Origin of the sequence: Acidovorax sp. HMWF029 (assembly GCF_003060895.1) — a bacterium.
Taxonomy (GTDB): domain Bacteria; phylum Pseudomonadota; class Gammaproteobacteria; order Burkholderiales; family Burkholderiaceae_C; genus Acidovorax.
In genome coordinates, this window is the sequence record NZ_QAIH01000288.1 from 2,705 (window position 1) to 3,446 (window position 742).

General features: G+C 68.7%; 1 protein-coding gene. It reads left to right on the forward strand.

Annotated features, from left to right (window positions below):
* Nucleotides 1–187: 187 nt before the first annotated feature.
* Nucleotides 188–742, forward strand: a 555-nt coding sequence (locus DBR12_RS20085) for a succinylglutamate desuccinylase/aspartoacylase family protein (protein ID WP_146185585.1), incomplete at its 3' end; no start/stop codon positions are given.

Genomic DNA, 742 nt, shown 5'->3' on the forward strand with positions numbered 1-742 from the left:
ATGCGGTGGCGGGTGAAGGGGCGTTCTGTGCATGGGCCGCCAGGGCGCAAAGCAGCAGAACCAGGGACGAGGTGGCCAGCCGCAGGGGCCGGATCAGGGGGAAGGGCATCGCGGTATTCTATGAACGCCCTGCACCGCCCCAGGCTCTCCCTGGGCAATCCATCCAATATCTACGCAGCCACGCACCATGCAAGAAAACCACACCTACCCCATCGGCACGCCCGGCCAACCCTGGGGCGACGCCGAACGCGACCAGTGGCGCGCGCGCCAGGTGCGCCAGCGCAGCCATGCCGACGATGTGCTGCGCGCCATCGACGCCCTGCGCAACCAGTGGGATGTGCAGCCCTACGGTGAGGTGGCCTATGCCAACGCCCACCACGCGCCCGAACACTTCCCCCTGCAGGCCCTGCGCAGCCGCCACTGGCAGCCCGGCCTGCCCAGCGTGCTGGTGACCGGCGGCGTGCACGGCTACGAAACCAGCGGCGTGCACGGCGCGCTGCGCTTTGCACAACAACATGCCGCCGAGTTTGCGGGCCGCGCCAACCTGCTGGTGGTGCCCTGCGTCAGCCCGTGGGCGTATGAGCGCATTCAGCGCTGGAACTTCGACGCCATCGACCCCAACCGCTCGTTCAAGGAGGGCTCGCCCGCGCAGGAATCCGCCGCCCTCATGCGCCTGGTGGCACAGCACCAGGCCCAATACGGCCAGCTTGCCGCCCACATCGACCTGCACGAAACCACCGAC